At 33.1% G+C, this 16,000-nt stretch carries 15 protein-coding genes; 3 read left to right on the forward strand and 12 right to left on the reverse strand.

Features of this window, described 5'->3' with window-relative positions; all coding sequences use genetic code 11:
* Positions 1 to 379 precede the first annotated feature (379 nt).
* The gene (locus tag BCR26_RS12110; protein ID WP_069699257.1) at positions 380 to 805 is read left to right on the forward strand and encodes a helix-turn-helix domain-containing protein; all 426 of its coding nucleotides are present in this window, start codon (positions 380 to 382) and stop codon (positions 803 to 805) included.
* A 257-nt stretch (positions 806 to 1,062) separates the two neighbouring features.
* Here the strand turns inward: BCR26_RS12110 and BCR26_RS12115 are convergent, their stop codons facing one another.
* The 3 genes from BCR26_RS12115 to BCR26_RS12125 form a co-directional block, all read right to left on the reverse strand.
* On the reverse strand, positions 1,063 to 1,440 hold the full coding sequence (locus BCR26_RS12115; protein ID WP_069699258.1) for a hypothetical protein: 378 nt from the start codon (positions 1,438 to 1,440) through the stop codon (positions 1,063 to 1,065).
* Positions 1,441 to 1,448: 8 nt separating this feature from the next.
* Entirely contained in the window at positions 1,449 to 1,817 is a 369-nt protein-coding gene (locus tag BCR26_RS12120) for a deaminase domain-containing protein (protein ID WP_084387126.1), read from the reverse strand.
* A 144-nt stretch (positions 1,818 to 1,961) separates the two neighbouring features.
* Positions 1,962 to 3,191, reverse strand: a complete 1,230-nt coding sequence (locus BCR26_RS12125) for an IS110 family RNA-guided transposase (RefSeq protein WP_069699259.1) — start codon at positions 3,189 to 3,191, stop codon at positions 1,962 to 1,964.
* Positions 3,192 to 3,881: 690 nt separating this feature from the next.
* Between BCR26_RS12125 and BCR26_RS12130 the strand changes: the two genes are divergently transcribed.
* Entirely contained in the window at positions 3,882 to 4,346 is a 465-nt protein-coding gene (locus BCR26_RS12130; RefSeq protein ID WP_069699260.1) for a helix-turn-helix domain-containing protein, read from the forward strand.
* A gap of 247 nt (positions 4,347 to 4,593) precedes the next feature.
* Here the strand turns inward: BCR26_RS12130 and BCR26_RS12135 are convergent, their stop codons facing one another.
* The 8 genes from BCR26_RS12135 to BCR26_RS12170 all read right to left on the reverse strand — a co-directional run bounded on the left by BCR26_RS12135 (position 4,594) and on the right by BCR26_RS12170 (position 13,322).
* Positions 4,594 to 4,872: a hypothetical protein gene (locus BCR26_RS12135; protein WP_069699261.1), complete on the reverse strand. Its 279-nt coding sequence runs from the start codon at positions 4,870 to 4,872 to the stop codon at positions 4,594 to 4,596.
* 265 nt (positions 4,873 to 5,137) lie between these two features.
* On the reverse strand, positions 5,138 to 5,545 hold the full coding sequence (locus tag BCR26_RS12140; protein WP_069699262.1) for a hypothetical protein: 408 nt from the start codon (positions 5,543 to 5,545) through the stop codon (positions 5,138 to 5,140).
* Between the two features lie 14 nt (positions 5,546 to 5,559).
* Complete coding sequence (locus BCR26_RS18095) at positions 5,560 to 7,074, reverse strand: EndoU domain-containing protein (RefSeq protein ID WP_084387127.1); 1,515 nt, start codon at positions 7,072 to 7,074, stop codon at positions 5,560 to 5,562.
* Positions 7,064 to 7,423, reverse strand: coding sequence for a DUF3958 family protein (locus BCR26_RS12150; protein WP_069699263.1), 360 nt, complete (start codon positions 7,421 to 7,423; stop codon positions 7,064 to 7,066). Before BCR26_RS12150 ends, BCR26_RS18095 begins: the two co-directional genes overlap by 11 nt.
* Positions 7,424 to 7,441: 18 nt before the next feature.
* Positions 7,442 to 7,723, reverse strand: a complete 282-nt coding sequence (locus BCR26_RS12155) for a TIGR04197 family type VII secretion effector (protein WP_069699264.1) — start codon at positions 7,721 to 7,723, stop codon at positions 7,442 to 7,444.
* 60 nt (positions 7,724 to 7,783) lie between these two features.
* Positions 7,784 to 8,665 (reverse strand): helix-turn-helix transcriptional regulator, encoded by an 882-nt coding sequence (locus BCR26_RS12160; protein WP_069699265.1) that lies wholly within the window; start codon positions 8,663 to 8,665, stop codon positions 7,784 to 7,786.
* Positions 8,666 to 9,353: 688 nt separating this feature from the next.
* Positions 9,354 to 12,995, reverse strand: a complete 3,642-nt coding sequence (locus BCR26_RS12165; RefSeq protein WP_069699266.1) for an nSTAND3 domain-containing NTPase — start codon at positions 12,993 to 12,995, stop codon at positions 9,354 to 9,356.
* 102 nt (positions 12,996 to 13,097) lie between these two features.
* Positions 13,098 to 13,322: a helix-turn-helix domain-containing protein gene (locus BCR26_RS12170; protein ID WP_379973600.1), complete on the reverse strand. Its 225-nt coding sequence runs from the start codon at positions 13,320 to 13,322 to the stop codon at positions 13,098 to 13,100.
* A 99-nt stretch (positions 13,323 to 13,421) separates the two neighbouring features.
* Here BCR26_RS12170 and BCR26_RS12175 point away from each other — a divergent pair, with 99 nt between their 5' ends.
* On the forward strand, positions 13,422 to 13,787 hold the full coding sequence (locus BCR26_RS12175) for a hypothetical protein (RefSeq protein ID WP_245341963.1): 366 nt from the start codon (positions 13,422 to 13,424) through the stop codon (positions 13,785 to 13,787).
* Positions 13,788 to 14,081: 294 nt separating this feature from the next.
* On the opposite strand, the gene mnmG is transcribed toward BCR26_RS12175, so the two are convergent.
* Entirely contained in the window at positions 14,082 to 15,989 is a 1,908-nt protein-coding gene (gene mnmG, locus BCR26_RS12180; protein ID WP_069699268.1) for a tRNA uridine-5-carboxymethylaminomethyl(34) synthesis enzyme MnmG, read from the reverse strand.
* Positions 15,990 to 16,000 lie beyond the last annotated feature (11 nt).

The raw sequence follows: 16,000 nt of genomic DNA on the forward strand, positions 1-16,000 counted from the left end.
GGTAAATACTGGTGTATCAATGTTTTCAGGTTACTATTGTTAATTGTCAGGGCGGTGTTACTTAGCGCCCTACTCTCGAGCTTCGCTCGGTTTGGTCGTGGCACTCGTGCTAGCGCTTTTGTCTGACGACACGCGCGCACGGCACCAAGACCAACCTAGAAAACCAAGTCGTTCTGTGGCTTCGCCACCCCGAAGCAGGAAACCTCGGCGCTTCACTCCTGTTTGGTTTTCTTAATGATAATCAATTTTAGCTTCCCTTTTACACGAAAACCATGCTATAATCAATGTATCAAATTGATACATTGATTATAGTATCAAAACGATACATTGTCAACAATTTTATGTATCAATGTGATACTTTTTTTGAAAGGTGATGACTATGTCAAAATTTTCAGAACGTCTTAAACTACTTCGAAACGAGAAAAAAATGACCCAACAGGCGCTTGCTGACTTAGTGGGAGTAAATAGAGTGACTTATACCAACTGGGAAAATGGAAAGAGAGAACCTGAGCTAGATAAGATCGTAGAACTTGCGACAGAGCTAAATACCACAGTTGATTATCTTCTAGGTAATTCAGATATTAATCTTTTGGATACATCCAAAAAGGATATACAGAATTTCACTAAAGAGGAAGCTAAGGAACTATCGGGTGCACTAATGGAAAATATGAACACTATTTTTGAAGCTGGAAAAAAGAAATTTAATATGACAGATGACGAAATGGAAGCTATGAAAGTACTTGTCATAAAACAATTTCTAAAAGAAACAGAAGAAAACGAGAAAAATGATTCTTCTAATCCATAAAACACTATAAAGAAAGTCAATAGACCGCTAGGCTCTCCTAACGTCGCTATTGACTTTCTTTATTGGGCATGTCTGTTTGTTGGTGCCCGAGGAACTCACTAAATAGCTAGCACTTTGACTTGTTCCTCGAGCCTTTTCAGCATAACATGACCACCGTTTGCTTTAACATTTGAATTTGTTCTTTCATACCTTTTCTACTTCACCCTCAGAATCTAGCAAAATAGCAGATTAAAAATCCAATTTTTTCATTTAGAGTATTACCCTAGCAGCATGTTTACTCTTAGTCTGTATTCTTCATCTTTATCAATCTCAAAATTTTGATTACTTAATAATTGATTCAAAGCATTAATATCCCAATTATAGGCTGATTGTTCCTCTTCGTTTAAGCCTTCGAGTTTAGATAGATTTTCTTGTCTCTCTAATAGATAATCTGGTATGAAATTTTCTTTTAAACTTAAAATTGAAAGATTTATCATAACTGATACGTAAACTTTATGACTTTTTTTCATCATTAATACAGAGTCTTCAAAAGTTGCGGCTATTGCTTGACTCGGACTAAACCCTTCATCTTCAATAAAATCTTCATAATCTTCTAAAGTTAATTCTTTTGCTTCTAAATAACTGATTTCGCTCATTTTTCCACCTACTTCGTAAATATATTAAGTTCTATATTTGGAAACTTTTTCCTAAATTCTAATATGACATTTGTACAGCTTTGACACGCTGGTAATTCTGTAAACAAATCTATCTTACCAGAAATATTTGGGTCTTTAATTTTAGATGCTATATCTTCCAAAATTTTAACCTCAGTATCATTATATCTTGGAAACTTATCTATGGTGTATGATTCAAAAATTCTATTTTCTGATGAAGGAGAAAAATTACCTAAATCAGCGCCTTTACTATTCGGACCATGAATTTTACTATGTGCCATAAACTCATCTGGTAAATCCTTTATTTTAACATCAGCAACAGCCATATTCCCCTGATTTTTCAACTTAGAATTTGGCATTTGGTTTCTAATATTATCAACCCTATTTTGGAAATTCTCAACTTTTTGTGCTTTGGTAAGTCCACTGGCTTTCTCGGGGCGGAGAACTGCTTTTTTTAAAAACTAGCTAAAACATTGTTATATCAACAGTTTAGCACACTTTTCTTAACAAGCTATTTTCTCCTCGATTTCAGGCAATTTATACGCTGTTTTTTGCTTCATCATGCTATAAATTATCTTAACCAATTTTCGCATAATACATAATAACGCTTGTATCTTTGTTTTGCCTTCTGAAACTTTCCGCTCGAAATAAGCCCGAAATACTGGATTTCTAGGTTTTCCCTTATTTGTAAGGTAAATTTGTTGTATCGCTAAAAAGTACAGCGTTGAATACAGTTTTCTGTTCCCTTGTGACTTATTTTGAACGTCTTTTCCTTTTCCTGCTGAACTAAAGCGTAAGGGGGCGACACCTGCATAATTCGCTAATTTATCCGAATTTTGAAATCGTTCAATATCCCCAATATGCCCCACCAATGCACAAGCCGTTACAATATCAATTCCGGGCATTGTTTCTAGCTGATAACCTAGTTTTTGATACATTTGTTTTTCTGTTCGTTCGAGTTCCTTAATTTCTCGTTGATAGGCTCTTAACTGCCTTGTAATGCTTTGTATCACTGTATTTCTCGCAAATTGATAGTCTCGTTCTTTCGTTGTCTCCTGTGCCACTAAATCAAGGATTTTACGGGCTCTGTTTGTCGAACAAGTATTATGACTTGGCACTCTCAAAAATGCCCCTAACTCGTCCTCTGATACATTTTCTAAATACTTAGGTGATGGGTAATGTTCAAAGAAGGTAAGAGAGGTTCTACAGTCTAATTCTTTGAAAAAACCTTTATAATTTGGATACGCTGTTTGTATCTGTTCATGGAATTGTTGCATCAATTTTGTACTTGCTTTTACCAGTGCATTTCTCCGATTGACTAAATGGCGCATTGTCCAGTAATAATCCTGTGGGTTAGCGTCTGGTAATAAGTGGGAACGTCTCATTAATACGGCACTAATACATTGTGCGTCCCATGTATCGTTTTTCTTTGTACTAGCATAACTCATACGTTCCATATAGGAAAGTGACGGATTCACTTCTTTTACTGGATACTCTCTATCTAAAAGAAAAATAGATAAAGTTCTACCGTAATGAGTGACGTCTTCCAATCCAAAAACGGGCATCAGTTCGCCTTTTTGTTTCAGTACGTAATCTTCTAATTTGTGAAAACCTTGTAAGGTGTTCTTGATTTTGATTTCTCCTAGTTTTTCTTCTAAGTAATTTAGTAATACAGCGGTATGAGTTTCTTTGTGTATGTCCATACCTACATACAAATACTTGGTTCTGTCCATAGTCCTCCAGTTCTATTCAAGTGAATAGTGGCAATCTCAGTTTGAAGCCTCTACATACTCAACGTTAACGAGTAGCGGGCAAGAAAGCGTCAGCCTATCTAATTTCTTGAATTGGAGAATTTCTTAAATTATGGTATACTCAACTTGCGACGGTAGAGTTTTAAATCTAAGAAATTCAGTTTCTTATTTTTGAAATTCTGCTTTTTTGTCTTACAACTATAAATCGTAATCGTACAGTTTTGTACACGCAGCCCTCCTATTAGTAGTGAGGGCATTGGGGAAAATTTACTTTTTCAAGATATTGTTTCCTATTTTGCGCACGTCACCCCCCTATTAGTAGTGGGGGCTTTTTATTTTTCATTCTATCACCTCCTAAAATGGCTGTTTCAATGCACTTTTTAAATCGCTGTAAGCACTGATAAATCAACGTTTCTATTCAAATTTTGGTAAATGTCAGGGCGGTGTTACTTTGCGCCCTTCCAACGAGCTTCGCTCGGTTTGGTCGTTGGCACTCACTGCTGGCGCTCCTGCCTTAGGGGCGTCGCGCGCATGGCACCACGACCAAACAATCTTATTAAGACTATATTTAAATAATAAACTATCTAAAAAAGAATGTCAACAAAAAATAATCTTATTTAGATTGAAATATATAATATTTTAGTCTAAAATAGATAAAAAAGAGGTGATACTATGTTGAGCGAACAATTTCAGGAATCTTTAAAACAATTACGAACTCAGAAAAATCTTACACAAGATGAATTAGCAGAAAAACTAGGTGTCAGCGGTCAGACCATTTATAAATATGAAAATGGCATTACTTTTCCTCCACCAGAAAAAATTGAAAAAATTCTCCACTTCTTTAATGTTGACCCAAATAATCTTTTTGGGTATAACAGTTATAGTAAAAACATTGATACTTTATTGAGAATAATCGCAAATGAAGGTAGCTTACAAGCAGATATTTTACAAGAACTTAAAGCAAATGATGAATCTAGTGCAATTAATTTATTAGTGAATCGGTATCCTTTTCTTGAAGGTTACAATCTTGAGCTATTAAAAGAATACAATGATTTTGATTTTGAACGTAGCATCAAAAAATATATTAATCAAGAACTGAATCGTATTATTGCACTAAAAGTATCACCAGAAGACTAGTACTATTCCAATAACACTCTAATGAAAGTCAATGATTCACTTCGTCGATTGCATCGCCATTGACTTTCATTAGTAGGCATGTGCTTTTATAAGTGCCCGAAGAACTCACAAAATAGCTATCACTTTGGCTTGTTCCTCGAGCTTTTTTAGCCTAACATGCCCACCGTTTGCTTTAGCACTTGAATCTGTTCTTCTAAATTCTTCTTTCTTCACCCTCAGAATCTAGCAAAATAGCAGTTGAAAACCTCTAAACCTTTTTCTTACTTCGCAACTCTAACAATTGCTTTTCCATCTTTTGCATGGTTTGTCTAAAATCTAAGTAAAATAGCATAAAGACTTGTGAACAAGCGTAGTATTTTCTGGCGATTTGTTGCTTGTTTAGCGGTCTGTTTTCGTCCTCGAAGAATTTTTCCAGAACTGGTAATACTTCTTGCCACGATTGAAGTTGTTCCCACATATCATAAAGTGCGTAAATATCTTGGTGACTAATTTCTTTGATTGGTTGCTTGTTTTCTGTTTGAATCATTTTTTCACTCCTTCAATTTTTTGATACACGAAAAAACGGTATCAGTGGTTGTTTCCTCACCAATACCGTTTCAATAACTTTACATTTTCTATCCGAATTACTGTACTTCAAATAAACATTCGAAAAGACTAGAAAAGTCCCTTGAATTTTTGTACAATAAATACAGCTAGATTTTTGTTAGCTATTGGCAACTTGATTAGTGAGTGTATGCTTACTATTCAAGGCTTTATCACTTGATTACCAGTCTAGTGATAAAGTGCCTTTTTTATTTATTTTGTTGTAAAAATGCTTCCAAAATTCGTTTTACTGGTAAACTAGCATTTTTCAATAAATTTTCTGCTTTTTCGATTATTGCCTTGTCTGAAATAATCAAATTTCTGTATGGTTCTCCATCAAATGAACGTAATGAATCTAAAGCATATTCAACTACCTCATCATTTTCATGTAGCAATTCTAATAATACATTGAAGCCATTCATACCTGTTTCCTCATCAATACAATAGGCTAATCTAATTTTATACTTCTCTTCCTTATTCTTTAAATTATGAGTTAAATCTTTCCAATCATTTTCTGTAAATTCACTTAATAATTCTCGTACATACAAAAATTCATCATCAAAAAAGTAATTGTCTGAACTATTTTCAGATAAAACTTCATCTACTTTTTCATACATTATTTTTTCCTCCTCTATTTAGTAAATCCTCCTGGAATTGGTGCATTTACTTTTCCTGTTGGATAACCACTTACAATATTATCTCCTATCTTAATTACATCTATCTCTACGCCATCAACAATTGCTCTATGCCATGTTGCCCCGTCTCGACCTCTAACACTGATTGTAGGAGAGTTCCCAACATCCTTAATACTATCTAAAATTTTAGTATCGCTCCATCCATCTGGAAAAACGGTACTATTTTTTATTTTAGAAAGATTTCCATCTGGAAATTGAGTAACAAGTTTTATGTCTTTTGTACCATCAGGATTAATTTTAATAGTCTCAGTTGCAAAGTTTTGATGATTATTGTTAATACTTGAAGAATGCCCGCCAATTATTTCATTTTTAGTAGGATTTTTCCTTTGTCCCCAAAGGATTTTTTCTTCCATTTCTGGAGTAATAATTGAATTAGCCCCACTGGCTTTCTTACCCCAGTTCTCCATAGCTTTAAATGTGTAATATGCCTGTCCAACTTCTGTTGCACCGCCCGCCATTCCTGCATAAAGAAACTGAAACTTCTCCCACCCTTTCAAAGGTTGTCCTGTGTGAGGGTTTTTCCCCACTCGAGCTGAAAGAATGTATTTGCTATAAATATCCGTCAAAGAATCATGAGGATCAATCTGCCACCCTTTGTTCAAATTATAACCAACTGGTAGCTTTTGTCCACCAATAATTTTGCCCTCTAACACCATTTTATTATACAATGCGGAGATTCGGGCATTTTCTTCTGGGGTATTCCCTGCTTTGCTTAGTTGATAATATTCTGAAACCTCGGTAGTGGAAATTTTGATAATCGTATAGTCCGAAAAATTTTCTAATTCTTTAGCGTTCTTCCTTTTCTTATCTTGATAAACTTTCCATTTTTCGTTAACTGTGTTTCGCCAAGATAAATTCTGCGGTAACGTGAATGTCCCTGTTGAAGGATTGAAACTAGTATTCGCTTGTTGTAAACCTTGTGCCAAGGTGCCATAAAAGGCATTCACTTCTGAAAAAATTGCAGGAGATGTAGCATTGAAGGCTAACAATTTTTCTAGCTTCTTTTCCAAGTCTCTTTTCGTGGTTTCTAATGACTCAATAATTCGTTGATTGATTTGTTTTAAGGGATTCGTTCCTAATGGTAGTGACGGTAAACTGTTGTTAATGTGTTGTATATTTTGAATGGATTGATTTACCTGTTGAATTCGACGTTCTAATTGGTCGGATTTCAAATCAATGCTATCGACCTCTGACGTATATTGATCCACAAATTTTTGACAGGCTTCTGCAGTCATTTCTGCACCCACTTCAGCGCCCTGAACTAACGGCTGTATCACCGCTGAAAAAAAAGCTTTTGCGGAATCATACGCCTTACTAGATAATTCTCCTGTTCCAATAAATTGTTGATTGCTTTGCAACAAAGAACTATACCCTTGAGACAATTGATTACATACACTTTTCACACTAGCTGCTTGACTTCGTGCTTGTCCTAAGTACATATCAATACTCATTCTGTTCCTCCTTTTCCGCTTTTGCAATTGCTCGTTCTGCCCAAGCCAATGCTTCTTTTTTATCTTCGATTCCTTGTAATTCTTTTTTCATTTCGTGTTCCTGCTCCTCTAAAACCTCTTGAAGAGCGCGTTTCTGCCAATGGATTTGTTCCGCCATGTCTTGATACAACAAATCTGTTTCACTTTGGGCAAACTCTTCTTGTAGTTCTTCAAATAGCGTACTTTGATGAAAAAAATACTCTTCATACGATTCTTCTGTTTGACGAACACTTCGCTGCGTGTTCTCCAGCCCTTCTTGATCGCGCTCTAATTGAAGCTTTTCAGCTTGAACCTCATTCCATGTCTTCATCTGACGACTTCCCCTTTTCTACCTAGGCAATTGTTGAACCGTTTGAGCAATTTTCTGATCTAGCCCCTCAAACTCTGAGGCAACGGAACGAATGTTATTACTTGCCTGCGCGACTGCCTGAACAAGAGATGTATTAAAAGTCGTTAACTGAGTGATTGCTTGTTGTGCACTTGCATTCCCAGCAACGGTTGTTTGGTTGTCTGTTAGGATGGTTCCCCTTTGATTAATTGAACCTAGAGAAGTGGCAATAGCGGAAGCAACCGATTGCGCAACTCCTGAGTTACTTTTTATCCCCTTCATAATATCTCCTTCAACATTTTAATTGTTTCTACCTTCAATCTTATCAATAAAAGATAACTGTCACAATCTTTTTTTAATCACACCGTTTTCATCCACCTGAAATGGAATATTGTATTTTTTTGAATCTTCTATAATATATTTGGGAAGTTCTTTATTTTCAAAAACTTGGCATAAATAGTAGGAAATTTTATACTCCATGATGCCATCTTGATTGAGCATATATTTGTTAAAACCCAATTCATAATATAAGAGGTCTAAATAGTATAATGTCTTATATTTCTTGTTCAACTGAATAGCCTGTTCACAAATCCGGATACTCATTTCATATTCTTCTAGTAAACTATAAAATTTTGCTGAATTGTAGTAAGCTTTATAGGCAATTGGTTCCATTTCTCCCGTGTATCGCTCTAATAAAACCATAGATTTATCATAATAAACCTTTGCTTTGTCCATCTCATTTGTCAGTGCATATGAAGCTCCTAAAGCGTTAATACTTAGAATACTATAGATATTTACATTCTCCCCATAATCCATAACTTGATACAAATAAACTTGGGCAGTTGAAAAATCTTCTGCTCCTAATAATGCTGTAATTCCTTGATAATACTTATATTTAATCATAGTTACTATATCTTGATTTACATTTTCAATTTCAAAATTATTCATTAGTTCATATGCTTCTTTATGTTCTAACCGATTACATTTTTCTTCTATTTCATCAAAAAAGAAATTAACCTTTTCTTCCACTGTATATTCAATGTACTCATCAAATTTTATTTCCAAACGCTCACAAATGGCTATAAAATTATTCAGACTATCACATCTATTTTTTGTTTCAATTATTCTAATAACTGCATACGGACAAATCTCTTCTGCTAACTCTTGTTGTGACATTTTTTTACGTTCTCTTACATCTTTAATTTTACTACCTAGAACTTTCATACTTATCCCCTCTTCCCTTATTAAATATCTTATCTAAACTAACTAAACGGCCAAAAGAAACCGTTCTCTTTAAAAATGGTTATAACTAACTGCTAATGTATCAATTAATTTTCTAGCAAAAAAACTCTATTTTTCCCTATATCCAAAGAACTTTATTGCTGTTTTGTAAGTTCCTCAGGGCAAAGCTCAATAAAAGCAGTCAACAGCCATTACGTTCTCTTAACGTCGCTGTTGACTGCTTTTATAATATTATTTAACTATCTCTTATTTTTCAAATTAATCACAACACTCATTAGATGTTGCTTCTGCATAGACTTTCAATCATTCTGGTCGAAAAATTTGTTTATCTTTAATTCGTATAATCCTTGCTATCACTCACTTTTAGAAGTGGTTTTCGCTATCTTCCCTTGTTCGATATAGTCGAAAATTCAAGATTCATTATGTTTCAAAATGCTTTATTATTAAGGAAGAAGTCAAGTTAATTTAGAAATTTATGTTACTGTTTTTTACTAAATTTGAATCAAATAGCATTCAAATTTCTTAGCTTAGAGAGATGGTAAGAATATCAGAATAAATGAGGTGGATTTATTTCATCACTTTTGTTTTAAATTTGGTTGAAAGGTTGATATAGCATTTCGATTTAACTAAAATATAGATTTAAAGATCGATATTTCTAATTATGATATCCTTACTTTAAATAATCTGACAAAAGTTCTTTTTCTTTTTGTTTTTTCAGAAAATCTATCTCTGTTGTAATAACTAAGCCATGACAAATGTATTTTATACCTTCAAAAATATCAAGTAAATTATTCAAAAAACTAATCTCTTTATCTAAAAATGGAATTAAACTTCCTGACCAACTTTTTGTACGCATAGTTAGATTTAATCTTTCAAAAAAAGTAGCCCCAATTTCTTTATCCTTAAGTAATTCGAATAAATGCAACAACACCTCATCATCAAATATTTCAAGAGATAGATTGTACAAATTGACTAATCTATCATCATCCTCAGTATTAATTACTTCTGCCTTTATAAACTCTATAGAACGTTCAATATTTGCCTTGAAAATTGTTTCCAGATACGGATCTACACCAACAAAAATTACACGGTTTTCTTGGATTAAAAAATCTAGATATTTTTTAATCCCTTCCTCTACAACAGTTGATCCCCATATATACTTTAGTTGAATATCACGTTCTACAAAATTTAATTTTATTCTTTCAGTACTCAACTTTTTCAGAAATAAGTATATAAAATTAACATCGTTTTCTTTCAACAAACTCTTAAAAACTTCCCCTGAGTTATCAACTTTTTCAATATTAACACTATTTAAATAGATTTTTTTTAAATCTTTATAGCCTACTATATCTAATACTTTGTCAACTTTTTCTTCGGGTATATAGTCAGGTATGAAGAATCTATTTGAAATTTCCCCTTCTCTATATTTACTCATTAAAATATCTAAGATGACTGCATCTTTTTTTATATAGTTTTCAAAAGACAATATATTAGAAGAATTTACTTTGGCATAATTTTTGAGATTTTTTAAAAATAAAATAAGTTCTTTTACCATATCATTATTGATCTCTTTACATGTTAAAAGATTCGAAAGATACCATCTTTCATCAACTTCCTTTTCAACACAACTTAAAACACTTTTACCTTCTTCAAATGATAACTGTTCCATGTAGAAGTCAAAATGATAATTTAAGGTGATAAATTCACTATTCAATAACGCCGTTAGCATTTTTATTTTATGCTCTATATCTAAATGGGAGTAGAATATAGTTATTGATTCTTCTAACTCATAGTTATTTAGCAATTCATCTGACTGATATCCCGACAGTGTATTAAATAACCATAATAAGTTATTAAAATATTTACAAAAAACCTCGCTCAGATTTTTTATTCTTAATTTTTTAACCTTTTCATAGTCAAATTCTTCTTCCCTATAATCCAACATATTAGATGAAAATGTTCTATAAATTTTTTGCCTATCTGATGGTTTATATAAACGAAATGGCTTAGATGCCAACTTCATTTCTTCTGCTTCTGATTTCAACTTGAATACTACAGCTTCTTCTCTAAAAGCTAACTTACTCAAATCTTTAAAAAATAGATTTTCTATACATTTTAAATCTGAACTAACCGTTTCTAAAAAATCATTCTTTGCCTCATAGACTGGATAATTAAATAATAATTTATCTATGTAATTATTCACTTCTACATAGTTAAAACTATAAACTTCACTGAGCATATCAAATATTTCGGTGTGAAGTTTTATTAAGTAATCTCCATCAACTAATTTGTAGCGACTAAACGCTCCATTTCGACCATTAGAAGTGAATTTTTCCCCATAGAACTTTAAAAATTCTTCAGCAATATTAACAATCAACAAGGCTGTCAATTCATTAATATTTTCTTGCTTAGAAAATATTTCAAAAATGCTAAATCTCTTTTCTAAATAATAATTCCAATCCTCTTCAATACTAAAGTTTGACTTAATTGCTGAAAAAACTTCATAAACTTTATCTTGCCGTTTTTTAAAGTACTCCATAAGAAGTATACCAGCATCATTAAATTTTTCACTATTTGACAACGAACAAAGAATCTTAATAGTTGAATCGTCCACATGCATATTTCTTTTTTTCTCTTCAAATTCTGTTTGACATATTTGATATTCAACATTAGTGGTGGATTTTATCTGTTTATAAGCATAGGCAAGTGCTTCCATAGGTATAAGTACCCCGTATTGTATTAAAAAACGTTTCTGATCAATATCCGCAATAATTTCATTATAAACATATTTCATTTCAATTCTAAGATAATCTATCCAGTCATTTGAGGACTTAAAATTATTAACGAGTACAAGCATCTCAACTATTTCTTCTGCATATTTAGGGAACAAACTAATAAAAAAATCTCTTACTTTAAAAATTTTATTATTCGCGATAAAATCTATTATTACAAAATCAGACAAACTTTGATCACTAACCTTGACGGCTTTATCTTGGAATATATCACACAACTCTTTATCATGTAGTTGATTTAACGAGATTAAAAAACTATCAAAATCCAAATTAAAAAATTTTAATAGATCTTCCAAAGATTCACGATTCGTCAAATTTAGTTTATGTTTAAAGCTCAAAATAAACATACTAACTTTCTCATTTTGGGAGAGAGCATTTTCTTTTATAATTTGATCATAGTAATTATCTAGTATCTCTTTTCCATTATCAATAAATTCATAGCTTTTACATTTCAGCATAATAGCTGCAATTACTGCTATTCTTGGATTATTTTGAGACAATTTTACTATTTTTCTGATTTTTCTAGAAGAAAAATCATTTATGCTATTAATTAACAGTTTAATCTGGTCATCACTCATTAAAGAAATTTTTTGTATTTTTGTTTTAAAAGATTTTAAATGGTTAACTATCCCTGAAAGTGCGTAATCTCTAACAGTAATAATAATTTTAAGTTTTTGTTCATACTCTTCCAACCTTAATAGATTGATAATAGCATCAAAATTAGTGATTGTATTCGCATCATCTAAAAACAAGTAATTCACTCTAGTATTATCTAATACATCTTTAATATCTTGATAAACAGGCATACTATTACTTTTAACACAGATTATATTGCTATCTATCGGTAATTTCTTGCACACTTCGATAGCTAGCCTAGTTTTCCCTGTTCCTGGTATCCCTGATAGTAAAAGAATTTGGTGATTATTTAATTCTTCTATCAATTCTTCAACTGTATTTTTTTCATCAATAAACGATATATTTAGAGGCGCATTTGTCTTACTTTTATCATGAAGAGAAATAAACTGTTCTATACTCCAAACTTGCTCCGTTGATTCTGATATTCCGAGAAAATCCTTTACAATATGTTGATATTTAAATTGAAGAAGATCCTGTGATAAAGTATCTATGCCTATAAGAGTAAGTTCTATTGAATTTGCCAAATCTCTAAGTTCCTTATCTTTTTCTACAGTTAAATTAGAGGATGTGTGACAACAGATTATTTCTTGAATATTTTTTTTATCAATCTTAGTTTTTTCAACTGCTTCTTTAATATCAACTTCTAACTTGGCTGTAGAATCTCTTCTGGTACCATACATAATCAAAATATAGCTATTGGATTTACTGTCAAAGAAATAAGTATCCGGTATCCCTTTAGTAGTTTTATCTGTTCCTTCCATAGAACCAAGAGATACAATGTTTTCCCAATTTCTTTTTCGATAAAGATAAGTATCACATAATTTTTGAAATCGTCCACCTTCTAATTGCTTGATTTCATTTTGTATTCTATTTAATCTCGACATAATTACTTTTCACCTTTCCTATATTTTCAGCTATCACATAATGTTTTATTTAATAAAAAAGAACATCCTTTCAAAATGTTCTCTTCTCCTCAGCTTCCAAAACTAAGAATGATTAATTTTCTTATTTTTAGTTCTATCAAGTAAATAATCCACGCTAACATCAAAATAGTCAGCTATTTTAATCAATGTACTAGCTGTCCACTCAATTTTTCCAGTTTCATATTGGGAATAAGTATTTTGAGAAACGTTTAGTATCTTTGCCATTTGTTGTTGTGTCATATCATTATCTTCTCTTATTGAACGAATATTTTTGTATTTCATCTTCATCACCTATGTTCATTATAAATATCTGTAATAAAGATATTGCTTTTTATCTGTAATACAGATAAAATTAAAGTGATCAATCATTTAAAAGGAGAATTGAAAATGAAAGAACAGACAAAGGAAATCTTACTAACAAAAAATAATCAACCTATTAAAGAAATCTGCTATCAAGACATGTATCTTCTAAATGATACTTTCGATCAAATCCAATCATGGACAGAAACCTTATCAGTATTAAACAATTTTTTTGGCAATAGAACCATTCCGTTAAACAAGAAAAAAATCATTAAAGAATTTCATGCTAATTCTTATACTTTTAACGCATTCTACCAAGACTTCTTAACTAGTACAGCCACTTTAGAAAAACAAATTGAAGAATTAAAGAACCGCCCCAAAGTTAGAGTTGAAAAGTCTTTTGCTATTTTGCTAGATTCTGAGGGGCGAGAATTGTATTTTTACAAAGACTAGATTTATTTGCTTCTACAAACGGAGGGCATATTACGCAAAAATGTTCCGAAAACCAGTTGAGATTTTGCTATTTTTTTGAGTTACTCGCAACACAAACAAATGCACATGCCCAATAAAAGCAGCCAACAGCGACGTTAGGAGAACGTAATGGCTGTTGACTGCTTTTATAATATTATTTAACTATCTCTTATTTTTCAAATTAATCACGACACTCATTAGATGTGGCTTCTGCATAGACTTTTAATCATTCTGGTCGAAAAATTTGTTTATCTTGAATTCGTATAATCCTTGCAATCACTCACTTTTAGAAGTCGTTTTCGCGATTTTTCCTTGTTCGATATAGACCATTAAAATACTTATGTCTGCTGGATTCACTCCACTAATTCGACTTGCTTGGGCAATGGTTTCTGGTTGAATCTTTTGCAGTTTTTGTTTGGCTTCTGTGGCTAAACCATTGATAGCTTCGTAGTCAATATTCTCAGGAATTTTTTTCGCTTCCATCCGTTTTAATTTATCTACTTTTTCTAAGGCTTTTTTGATGTAGCCTTCATATTTAATTTGAATTTCTACTTGTTCAATGACTTTATCATCTAGTTTCTCTTCCAAAGCCGGGATAAATTGAGTCACTTCTCCATAGGTCAATTCAGGGCGTTTTAAGAAGTCACTAGCTAATATGCCATCTTTTAATGGTGCAGAGCCTTTCGCTTCTAAAAAGGCTTGAACTTCCTTGGTAGGCTTCACTCTGACTGAACTTAGTCGAGCAATTTCCTTTTCAACGGCAGCTTTTTTAGCGACATACAATTCATACTGTTCTGCTTTCACTAGGCCAATTTGATGCCCCATTTCCGTTAAACGTAAATCAGCATTGTCATGACGTAAAATTAAGCGGTATTCCGCTCTAGAAGTTAGTAAACGATACGGTTCATTGGTTCCTTTCGTCACCAAATCATCAATCATAACTCCGATGTAACCATCGCTACGTTTCATTACAAAAGGTTCTTTTCCTTGAATTTTTAAAGCTGCATTAATTCCGGCAATCAGACCTTGGCCGCCAGCTTCTTCATACCCACTGGTTCCATTGGTTTGTCCAGCTGTATACAAGTTTTCGATGACCATTGTTTCCAATGTTGGGCGCAATTGATGGGGAACTACGACATCATACTCAATCGCATAACCCGTCCGCATCATTTCAGCATTTTCTAAACCGGCAACAGAATGTAAAATCTCTGTTTGTACATCTTCCGGTAAAGAAGTCGATAACCCTTGAACATAGACCTCTTCTGTATTTAACCCTTCTGGCTCCAAAAATAATTGGTGACGTGGTTTATCAGAAAAGCGGACAATCTTATCTTCAATCGATGGACAGTAACGTGCACCAACCCCTTCAACAATTCCAGTAAACATTGGCGCCCGATGCAGATTGTTTTGAATAATTTCATGGGTTCCTTCATTCGTATAAGTTAACCAGCAAGAACGTTGCTCTAACTGGTAAGCGTCATCTGGCGTGCTAAAGCTGAAATGATTCGGTTGTTCATCCCCTGGCTGTTCTTCGGTCACAGAATAATCAATGGTACTTGATTTTACACGTGGTGGTGTGCCCGTTTTAAAACGAGCAATTTCAAGACCAAGTTCTTTTAAGTTGTTAGCTAAACCAATAGATGGTAGGGAGTTATTAGGACCAGAAGAATATTTCAATTCGCCGATAATGATTTCCCCACGAAGAGCGGTTCCGGCAGTAATAATCACGGCTTTACTGTGATATTCAGCTCCTGTCGTTGTCACAACGCCTTCACAGACGCCATTTTCAACGATTAATTTTTCAACAATCCCTTGGCGTAAACTTAAGTTTTCTGTTCGTTCAATCGTATGTTTCATTTCGTTGGCATAGGCATGTTTGTCCGCTTGTGCTCTTAGCGCTCGCACAGCCGGTCCTTTGCCTGTATTTAACATTCTCATTTGAATATATGTCTTATCTATATTATGACCCATTTCGCCACCAAGAGCGTCAATTTCTCTTACGACAACTCCTTTGGCTGGTCCACCAACAGATGGATTACAAGGCATGAAGGCCACCATGTCTAAATTGATTGTTAGTAGTAACGTTTTACAGCCCATTCTTGCAGAAGCTAAAGCTGCTTCTGAACCTGCATGTCCAGCTCCTACGACAATCACATCATATGTTTCTGCTTTAAATTGATTCATCAACTCATCCT

The organism is Enterococcus rivorum (assembly GCF_001742285.1).
In the GTDB taxonomy this organism is placed as follows: Bacteria; Bacillota; Bacilli; order Lactobacillales; family Enterococcaceae; genus Enterococcus_L; species Enterococcus_L rivorum.

Bases quoted from the DNA above. Each gene is read 5' to 3' on its own strand.
- BCR26_RS12110 (WP_069699257.1), top strand. From the start codon at position 380: ATGTCAAAATTTTCAGAACGTCTTAAACTACTTCGAAACGAGAAAAAA.
- BCR26_RS12115 (WP_069699258.1), bottom strand. From the start codon at position 1,440: ATGAGCGAAATCAGTTATTTAGAAGCAAAAGAATTAACTTTAGAAGAT.
- BCR26_RS12120 (WP_084387126.1), bottom strand. From the start codon at position 1,817: ATGCCAAATTCTAAGTTGAAAAATCAGGGGAATATGGCTGTTGCTGAT.
- BCR26_RS12125 (WP_069699259.1), bottom strand. From the start codon at position 3,191: ATGGACAGAACCAAGTATTTGTATGTAGGTATGGACATACACAAAGAA.
- BCR26_RS12130 (WP_069699260.1), top strand. From the start codon at position 3,882: ATGTTGAGCGAACAATTTCAGGAATCTTTAAAACAATTACGAACTCAG.
- BCR26_RS12135 (WP_069699261.1), bottom strand. From the start codon at position 4,872: ATGATTCAAACAGAAAACAAGCAACCAATCAAAGAAATTAGTCACCAA.
- BCR26_RS12140 (WP_069699262.1), bottom strand. From the start codon at position 5,545: ATGTATGAAAAAGTAGATGAAGTTTTATCTGAAAATAGTTCAGACAAT.
- BCR26_RS18095 (WP_084387127.1), bottom strand. From the start codon at position 7,074: ATGAGTATTGATATGTACTTAGGACAAGCACGAAGTCAAGCAGCTAGT.
- BCR26_RS12150 (WP_069699263.1), bottom strand. From the start codon at position 7,423: ATGAAGACATGGAATGAGGTTCAAGCTGAAAAGCTTCAATTAGAGCGC.
- BCR26_RS12155 (WP_069699264.1), bottom strand. From the start codon at position 7,723: ATGAAGGGGATAAAAAGTAACTCAGGAGTTGCGCAATCGGTTGCTTCC.
- BCR26_RS12160 (WP_069699265.1), bottom strand. From the start codon at position 8,665: ATGAAAGTTCTAGGTAGTAAAATTAAAGATGTAAGAGAACGTAAAAAA.
- BCR26_RS12165 (WP_069699266.1), bottom strand. From the start codon at position 12,995: ATGTCGAGATTAAATAGAATACAAAATGAAATCAAGCAATTAGAAGGT.
- BCR26_RS12170 (WP_379973600.1), bottom strand. From the start codon at position 13,322: ATGAAGATGAAATACAAAAATATTCGTTCAATAAGAGAAGATAATGAT.
- BCR26_RS12175 (WP_245341963.1), top strand. From the start codon at position 13,422: ATGAAAGAACAGACAAAGGAAATCTTACTAACAAAAAATAATCAACCT.
- mnmG (WP_069699268.1), bottom strand. From the start codon at position 15,989: ATGAATCAATTTAAAGCAGAAACATATGATGTGATTGTCGTAGGAGCT.